The 7,561-nt window shown below is 61.8% G+C and carries 6 protein-coding genes; all 6 read left to right on the top strand.

Features of this window, described 5'->3' with window-relative positions; all coding sequences use genetic code 11:
• Window positions 1-80: 80 nt before the first annotated feature.
• The 6 genes from J2Y58_RS20385 to J2Y58_RS20360 all read left to right on the top strand — a co-directional run bounded on the left by J2Y58_RS20385 (window position 81) and on the right by J2Y58_RS20360 (window position 7,384).
• Entirely contained in the window at window positions 81-1,745 is a 1,665-nt protein-coding gene (locus J2Y58_RS20385; RefSeq protein ID WP_310107228.1) for an AAA family ATPase, read from the top strand.
• 356 nt (window positions 1,746-2,101) lie between these two features.
• A complete protein-coding gene (locus J2Y58_RS20380; protein ID WP_310107226.1) occupies window positions 2,102-2,605 on the top strand; it encodes a hypothetical protein in 504 nt (167 codons plus the stop codon).
• Between the two features lie 43 nt (window positions 2,606-2,648).
• On the top strand, window positions 2,649-3,884 hold the full coding sequence (locus J2Y58_RS20375; RefSeq protein ID WP_310107224.1) for a hypothetical protein: 1,236 nt from the start codon (window positions 2,649-2,651) through the stop codon (window positions 3,882-3,884).
• A 217-nt stretch (window positions 3,885-4,101) separates the two neighbouring features.
• Window positions 4,102-5,280 carry a DUF262 domain-containing protein gene (locus J2Y58_RS20370; protein WP_310107223.1) on the top strand — a complete coding sequence of 393 codons (1,179 nt, stop codon included), beginning with the start codon at window positions 4,102-4,104 and terminating at the stop codon, window positions 5,278-5,280.
• Window positions 5,277-6,392 (top strand): DUF3696 domain-containing protein, encoded by a 1,116-nt coding sequence (locus J2Y58_RS20365; protein ID WP_310107221.1) that lies wholly within the window; start codon window positions 5,277-5,279, stop codon window positions 6,390-6,392. The genes J2Y58_RS20370 and J2Y58_RS20365 overlap by 4 nt, the downstream gene beginning before the upstream one ends.
• Window positions 6,389-7,384 carry a hypothetical protein gene (locus J2Y58_RS20360; protein ID WP_310107219.1) on the top strand — a complete coding sequence of 332 codons (996 nt, stop codon included), beginning with the start codon at window positions 6,389-6,391 and terminating at the stop codon, window positions 7,382-7,384. The genes J2Y58_RS20365 and J2Y58_RS20360 overlap by 4 nt, the downstream gene beginning before the upstream one ends.
• The last annotated feature ends 177 nt before the right edge of the window (window positions 7,385-7,561 follow it).

Raw genomic sequence — 7,561 nt, 5'->3', positions numbered from 1 at the left:
ATAGTGCGCTAGAGCACGGCTTCGGTCTCACGGAGCGTGCGCCAGAATAGACCTATAATCTCGCGCCGGGCCGACCATCATTGCAGGCCGCTACAGGTACGCGTGACATGGAGCGGATCGTGCGTCTCGCCAACATCACCGGCGTCGCCCGTGTCGTGCAGACCGGCGACACCCGTCAGCTGACCGCGATCACCGCCGGCAAGCCGTTCGAGGCGAGCCAGAAGGCCGGCGTCGCCACGGCCCATATCACCGAGAACCTGCGTTCCAGATCCGATCAGATGAAGGCGGTCACCGCCGCGCTCGACCGTGGCGATGTGTCGGGCACGTTCGAGATACTCAGGCCCGCCACGACCGAGGTGCCGGGCAGTCAGGTCGCGACCACCGCTGCTGCGCGTTGGGCAGCGCTGCCTCAAGAGCAGCGTGATGCCACCCTCCTGCTCACCGCCGGTCGCGCCATGCGCAGCGAGGCCAATCAGGCGGTACAGGCCGAGCTGAAGGCGAGCGGCAAGATCGCTGCCACGGGCACGCCGTTCACCGTGCTCGACCGGGTCAATGCCACCAAGGAAGGCGCGCGGCTGATGCGCGCCTATCGGACCGGCCATGTGGTCGAGGTCCGCACGAACCTGCCTAGTCAGGGCCTGGTCCAAGGCGACCGTGGCATCGTGACCGGCGTTGACGGCGACCGGGTGCGGCTCGGCATGGCGGACGGCACCGAGAAGCTGTTCCGGCCCGGCCGGTTGGCCAGGAACCTCGACCGCGATGCCGTGTCGATCTTCGCATTGAAGCAAGTCGAGCTGCACGTCGGCGACCGTATCCGCTGGAGCGACAACGACCGGACCCACGGGCTCGATAACGGTGCGATGGCGCGGGTCGAGGAAGTGGGGCGGGGCAGGCTGGTGGTGTCCTCGCTGATCGACGGCACGGTGCACGAGATCGCGTCCGGCGACCGCATGGCAGAGCGGCTTGACCTCGCCTACGCGATCAACGTCCACGTCGCGCAGGGGGTCACGACCGAGCACGGGATCGTGGCGATGCGGTCGTCGGAGAGGAAGCTGCTGACCGAGCGGTCGTTCCTGGTCGCGCTTACCCGCGTGGCGGACAAGGTGGCGCTGGTGGTCGACGACGGGCAGAAGGTCGAACGGCACGTTACCCGCAACACCGGCGACAAGACCTCGGCGCTCGACGTGGTCGAGCGTGGCCAGGCAATCGACGCCATCCGGCTGCCGGATGCGGGCTCACCGCTCGACCGCGCGCTGGAGCGTTACGCCCATGTGTTCCTGGCGGCCGAGCGGATGCGCGAGGACGGGCGGGAGCTGTCGCTGTCCCAGGTGCGCGAACTGGACGCAGCCTCGGCGGCGCTCGATCGGGTCCGGCCCTATGCCGCTGAGGATCTGCGGATCGTGCTGGACCGCAGCGCCGACCCGGTACGCGGTCTGGAGCAGATTGCTCCGGGAGAGTTGCGGCAGGTCTGGGCGGAGGAGGGGCAGGTGCGTAGCGATCCTCGCGCCTATGCCGACCGGTTCGTGGCCGACTGGCGCTCGGCGTCAGGCGATCGGGGTGAGGCTGAAACGCCGCGGATCGAAGACCGGGCGGAGCGTCGCCTGGAGCGGCTCGAGGACCGTATGGCGCGCCAGCCCGCGCTGGAGAAGGCGCTCGACGCCCGCATTCCCGAGCGGCAGCTGCGCCTTGACGGCCCCGGCATGAGTGGCGGCAGCCGCGATCGGGACTACGGTATGGAGATGTGACACGATACTGAAACGGCTCGATCTCGCCTATGCTACCAGCACCCATGCGGCACAGTAAGCGACCAGCGATCTCGGCATCGTCGCGGCCGACAGTCGCGAAGGCAAGCTCATCACCACCAGCCTGCTGCGCGTGTTGGTGACGCGCGTGCGCGAGGGCGTTACGCTCGTCGTCGACGATGGCAGGCGGCTCGAGGAGGTGGCGGAGCGGCAGAGCGGCGAGAAGACCGCGGCGAGCGATCGATCGCGTCGGGCTGTTTCGCGATGCTGCCTGATGCCATGTTCCGGACGGCGCATGGCGTCGGGAGCGGCTTTGCCGTAAGATCGCGCGATCCCGCTCGCGATCGTGGAGGCGTTTCATGACCTTCTTCGACAAGGATGATTTTCGGGGCGTGGCGAGCAGCCGCGTGCGTCGGCCATACAAGCTGTTCGAGGCGTGCCTCGACGAAACCCTGGGCGAGCGGGTGCGGGAGGACGGCGCGTGCGCGGTCGATCTGTGGTGCGCCATCGCCAGCGTCGGCTGGCGCAGCCCCGATGGCCAAGAGGTGCGCTACTCCTACCGCCAGGCCTGCGATGTCGTGGCCTGGGTCCGCGAGGAGGTGGACGGGTTCCAATATTATTGCAGCGGCGAGCCCGGGATCGTCGCCGACTGGATCGCTCAATGCCTCGAGCAGGCGGGATGGTCGCCGGTTTCGGCGAAGCCGATGGAGCGTCGAAGTGATACCTCGCCGGCCACCGGCGACGAGAGTAGCGCCACCGCGAGTTTCCACAGTAATGGGCCTTCGTCGGAACATGCCTCGCGGAACAACGCCGATGTCCGTGCCGGGATCGTCGTCGACCAGAAAGGTGGCCAGTTGGGTTAGGGTAGCAGCGGACAATCCAGCTAGCTGTGATGGCGGGCATTTGATGGCAAGACAGTTCAGCCGGGAAGAGCTCTATGAGTTGGTGTGGTCGAAGCCGATGACCCACCTTGCCAAGGAGTTCGCGCTCTCGGACGTGGCGCTCCACAAGATTTGCAGAAAGCACGATGTTCCCAACCCACCCTTGGGTTGGTGGGCCAAGAAGGCGGCGGGGCAAAAGTTGAAGCAGACGCCGCTGCCGCGCGCCAAGGCAGGCACGGCAACCACCATCACGATCGCGGCCGGTGAACTTCGGCAGGAGCCCGAGGCGATCACAGCGGCACGCGAGAATGCCCGGGTGCTTGCTTCCTCGGTGGCGCACGAGGAAAGCCCGTCACCCGATCCGATCGTCGAGCGTACAGCCGGACGCCTGCGCAAGGCCAAGCCTGCCGGTCTGGCCGGGTTGGTTTCCGTCGAGGGCTCCGGTCTAATCAAGTGCCAGCTGGCACCTGCCTCAATCGACCGTTTCGAATTGGCGCTCAACCGTATCGCAGCCGCTGCAACCGTGATCGGCATCAAACTGGTGCGAGGAGAGAATGCTGCGACTTTCCTGTGCGATGGCGAGATGATCGGCTTCTCGGTGACCGAGGCGGTGAGGCGGGAGAAACATATCCCGACCGATAAGGAAAAAGCTGATCGGGAAGCCTGGAAGCGCAAGCAGGCGAAGCGCTGGCAGCGCGATAGCTGGGACGATATCGGAACCAGCTTTTCGGGTCCGCAGATACCCGAATGGGATGTGCACCCTACTGGCCAGTTCGCCTTCGAGTTCGAGCACTTCTACTTCATGGGCGGCAGCCCGCGTCGCTCGTTTCGTGATGCCAAGACTCAGCGGCTCGAAACCATGGCGGGCGACATCGCGGTGGGCGTAGCGGTGCTGGCGGCGGCGAAGAAGCAGGATCGACTGCGTCGTGAAGAAGATGCCCGGCTCCGCGAGCAGGAACGGTTGCGTCGTGAACAGGTCCTGCGCGATAAACATGTCGAGGAACGGCGAGGGATCGCCCTCGACAAGGTGCTTGATGAGATTGCGGCACTGGAGCGACTGCGGCGTTTGGTAGCAAGCCTGCAGGCGGAACTTGTCGGCACAGCGGAGGGCCGTGTGGCAGATTTCCTGAATTTCGCTGAAAGGCAGCTGGAAGCGCGCGAAGCAGCGTTATCTGCTAACGGCCTGGATCACCGTTTCGATGAGCAGCGCTTATTCGGGAGTGATGACGATCACGGCTTCCGCGCGCCTCATTACTACTGACGATGCCGTTCGGTTTTGCGCCACGATCGCGAAGATGTGATACCTTGGATCTAATGAGTCGGGGCAAAAAGGTCACCTTTCTGCCTTCAACTACGACTGAGGTGAGCGTCAGAACCGCTCGGTTGTGACGCCACCCATTTCCGTTGTTGGTGGAAAGTAGCATGGAAAGGTCGTTTATGGTGCCTGAGTATGGATTGTGGCGGATGAGGGTTGCAGGATGATTGAGCAGCTGGCCGTGAATGATGTGGCTGAGACGGACATCGACGGACTTGATGCGGCGGAGGAGGCCAGCGGCGGTACAGGGTTGGTCAAGCCCTGGGATCCAGGGAAAATACGAATTACGACGAAGACGTTTTCACTGCGGGAGGTAGTGGAGCAGATTGAAGAGAACGATATTGATCTCTCGCCCGACTTTCAGCGAGACTACGTGTGGAAAGCTCGTCAGCAGACCAGGCTTATTGAATCCATTCTGCTAGGTATTCCACTGCCAGCCTTCTACTTCAATCAGTCGGAGACGGGAACCTACCAAGTGGTCGACGGTGTGCAGCGTCTGACGACGATTGCAAATTTCATGCGCGGGAAGCACAAATTGACCTCCGCAGATCTCGAGTATCTCACTAATTTAAACGGTCGTAGCTACCAAGATCTCGACACTCCTGACCTGCGGCGGTTCAGGAGCGCCCAGATAGTCGTGCACGTGATTGAACCTCAGACGCCGGACGAGGTGAAGTACGATATCTTTAACCGCGTCAACACGCTAGGCAGCCCGCTGTCGCCACAGGAAATCCGCCATGCAATGAGCGGAGAGCGTGCGCGGACCTTCCTAAGCCGGCTAGCCGAGAGCGAGGCGTTCGACCAGGCTACAGAAGGACGTTACTGGAAAATTGGATCCAGCGGTCAACTCGAGCGAGATAGCAGCCGCATGGCAAACCGAGAGCTGGTGCTCCGCTTTTGTGCGTTTCGCATGAGCTCTCTCGAGGAGTACCGAAGTTTCCCCAGCCTTGACGCCTTCCTCATGCACTTCACGAGGCGGATCGACGGCTCGGAGGAGGTTGTCGTGTCCGACCGGGATCTGGACCGCCTCGCAGCCGATTTCGAGCGGGCCATGGTCTCGGCCCATGAGGTCCTTGGTGTCTTTGCATTCCGCCGTTCTGCGAGTGGTGCTGATCGGCGCGGTCCGATAAATCGTGCGGTCTTCGAGGCTCAGGCCAATGCGCTGGCGGATTACTCACCGGCCGTCCTACAGTTGCACAAAACCCAGATTTTGTCAGCGTTCCGCTCGGCTTTTCAAGAGCCGGATTACCTGCGGTCGGTCACTGTCAGTACAGGTGACGCCAGCCGCGTATCGTATCGCCTCGGACGCACCAAACAAATTCTTGCCGGAGCGCTCGCATGATCAATGCGGTCGCGCTCCGCGGCTTCAAGCGGTTCAATGAGGCACGTTTCGACTTCGCTCCTCTCACCGTCCTCACGGGCATGAATGGATCCGGCAAAACATCGGTTCTGCAGGCGATCCTTCTCGCCAAGGAGGCAGGCGCGGCTGGGCTCGACACCCTGAGCCTGAACGGACCGTTTGATCTCGAACTCGGCATCGCCGAGGACGTGCTGAATTGGGCAAGCGCTAGTCCGATTAGCATTCGCCTCGATAGTTCCGGAATTGAGCCTGCCGAGTGGCTCTTGGCGGTTCCTTCTGAGGATGCCCTTTACCTCAATGTCGAGTCGCGGCCCGACGTATGCCCGAAAGCGATGTCGGGAGAGCCGAGGGCGTTCACTTATCTCAGTGCGGAGCGGCTTGGACCACGCGGTTACACGGCCGCTTCACCACTTCCGGACTCACAAATTGAGGTGGGTGTCCGCGGTCAATTTTGCGCGCACGTGCTCGCCGTGCTTGGCGACCACCCGATCGCGGACTCGAAGCGTTGGCATCCCCTGTACGACGGCACAGTGCCGCGGCTGCTAAAGTACGAAGTCGAGCAGTGGCTGAGCGAAATGACCCGGCCAATTGAGGTTATGGGAGCGAGGCTGGCGGGAAGCGCCGTAGCCGAACTCCGCTTCCGAGCCTCCGGCTCGGAGTGGGTGAAGTCCACTAATATGGGCTTTGGCCTCACATACTCGCTACCGATCGTCCTCGCCGGTCTAATCGCAGAGGTCGACAGCCTCTTAATCGTAGAGAACCCTGAGGCCCATCTCCATCCCGCGGGGCAGTCGCGCATGGGCGTCTTCCTGGCATGGTTGGCAGCTCGGGGGGTTCAGGTCGTGATCGAGACGCATTCGGATCACGTGATTAACGGCATCCGAAGGGCGGTTGCTGAGTACAGCTATTTAAAACCTTCCATGGCTGTGCTGCACTGGTTCGGGGCCGACGACGAACGCGGCGAGATGTCGCATGCTACCTTAGCCATAGGTGAGACCGGCTCCGTGTCGGATTGGCCTAAGGGCTTCTTCGACCAGTATCAGATTGACGTCGCCTCTTTGGGACGCGTCAGGCGGGGGCAGCGCGGCGGATGAGCTACATCGTAAATGGAGCGGACTGGGACTTCAACGGCCTGACGTCTGCACAGGCTTCAGCAAAAATAGACGTGGCTTTGGCGTTCATTGAAGCCACACATGATCGCGGTCTAGCAGTCGCAGTCGGCGACGACTTTCAAGAAAGGCCAATGCACGGCAGCGACGCGCTATGGGACCTATTTGTTCCTGGGTCAGAGCTTAATTTGAACAGGGACCTTGCAAACGAATTGGCAGCTTGGCTGAATAGGGCACCTCGTTACTCCGAGGCACCTAATTGGCCAATTGGCTTCGGTGGCGGGGCGGTTTCAATCGACGGTGCTCCGGCAGTCAGCAATGATGATATCGAGTGGGCTCATTGCTCGGTGCTTGCCGGCGAGCCAGTAGCATGCCTGACGATTAATGAACCAGCCGTGAAGGCGACGATGACGCCAATGGGTACCGTGGACGTCCACTTCGTCTCTGACGAAGTAAGCCGAAGGCGCTTCTGGCGCGCTGCGGTTGATGTGGCCGGGGACACGCTGGATTCACTAATACGGTTTGCGCCCGAGGCTTTTCCAAATCTGTACTTCTTGGATGGCGCGCTCGACGGCGCAAGCGCCCTATCTGGGGGATACCTCGCCCATCGAAATACCGTTCGCAAGGCGTTGGCTGCGCTGGACGATTGGGGCTATTGGACCTTTATGCATCCACCACCAGCGAAGACCCCAACTGAAGGAGCTCCTCCAGATCCTGATGCACGTCCTACCAATCAACTAATTGAACACAGGTTCAGGGGCTTGCAATTGGACGCTGCTCCAGAGAAGCCTAATGTCTTTAAGGACAGGATTAGCAGGGAGGCTCGACAGGTCTCGATTAAGGGTCGAACGCTCTATTGCGAATGGCACATCAAACTGCAGCCGCATCAAAACCGAATTCATATCCATGCTCCAGTTCCCGAAAGCAGTGACCATGTCGTGATCGCCATCGTGCACGAGCATCTACCGCTACCATAAGGCAGTCACCTCAGCGTTGGTACGGGAGCCACCGCCAGCAACCTCACTGCGTAGCAGTCAGTGTTCGAGTGTCACAATGAACCGAGGCTGTTGAAAAACGGCTGCTTGCGACGGTGACGAGGGCGTGATTCACTCCGGCAAGGCGGTGGGGGGATCCCGGACATGATGGGTCGGCAG

The sequence above is a fragment of the Sphingomonas sp. BE138 genome, from assembly GCF_031456125.1.
Classification (GTDB): Bacteria; Pseudomonadota; Alphaproteobacteria; order Sphingomonadales; family Sphingomonadaceae; genus Sphingomonas.
This window is presented reverse-complemented; position numbering and strand designations above follow the sequence as displayed.

Excerpts from the sequence above, each read along its gene's own strand:
- J2Y58_RS20380 (WP_310107226.1), top strand. The coding sequence starts at position 2,102 with ATGACCTTCTTCGACAAGGATGATTTTCGGGGCGTGGCGAGCAGCCGC.
- J2Y58_RS20375 (WP_310107224.1), top strand. The coding sequence starts at position 2,649 with ATGGCAAGACAGTTCAGCCGGGAAGAGCTCTATGAGTTGGTGTGGTCG.
- J2Y58_RS20370 (WP_310107223.1), top strand. The coding sequence starts at position 4,102 with ATGATTGAGCAGCTGGCCGTGAATGATGTGGCTGAGACGGACATCGAC.
- J2Y58_RS20365 (WP_310107221.1), top strand. The coding sequence starts at position 5,277 with ATGATCAATGCGGTCGCGCTCCGCGGCTTCAAGCGGTTCAATGAGGCA.
- J2Y58_RS20360 (WP_310107219.1), top strand. The coding sequence starts at position 6,389 with ATGAGCTACATCGTAAATGGAGCGGACTGGGACTTCAACGGCCTGACG.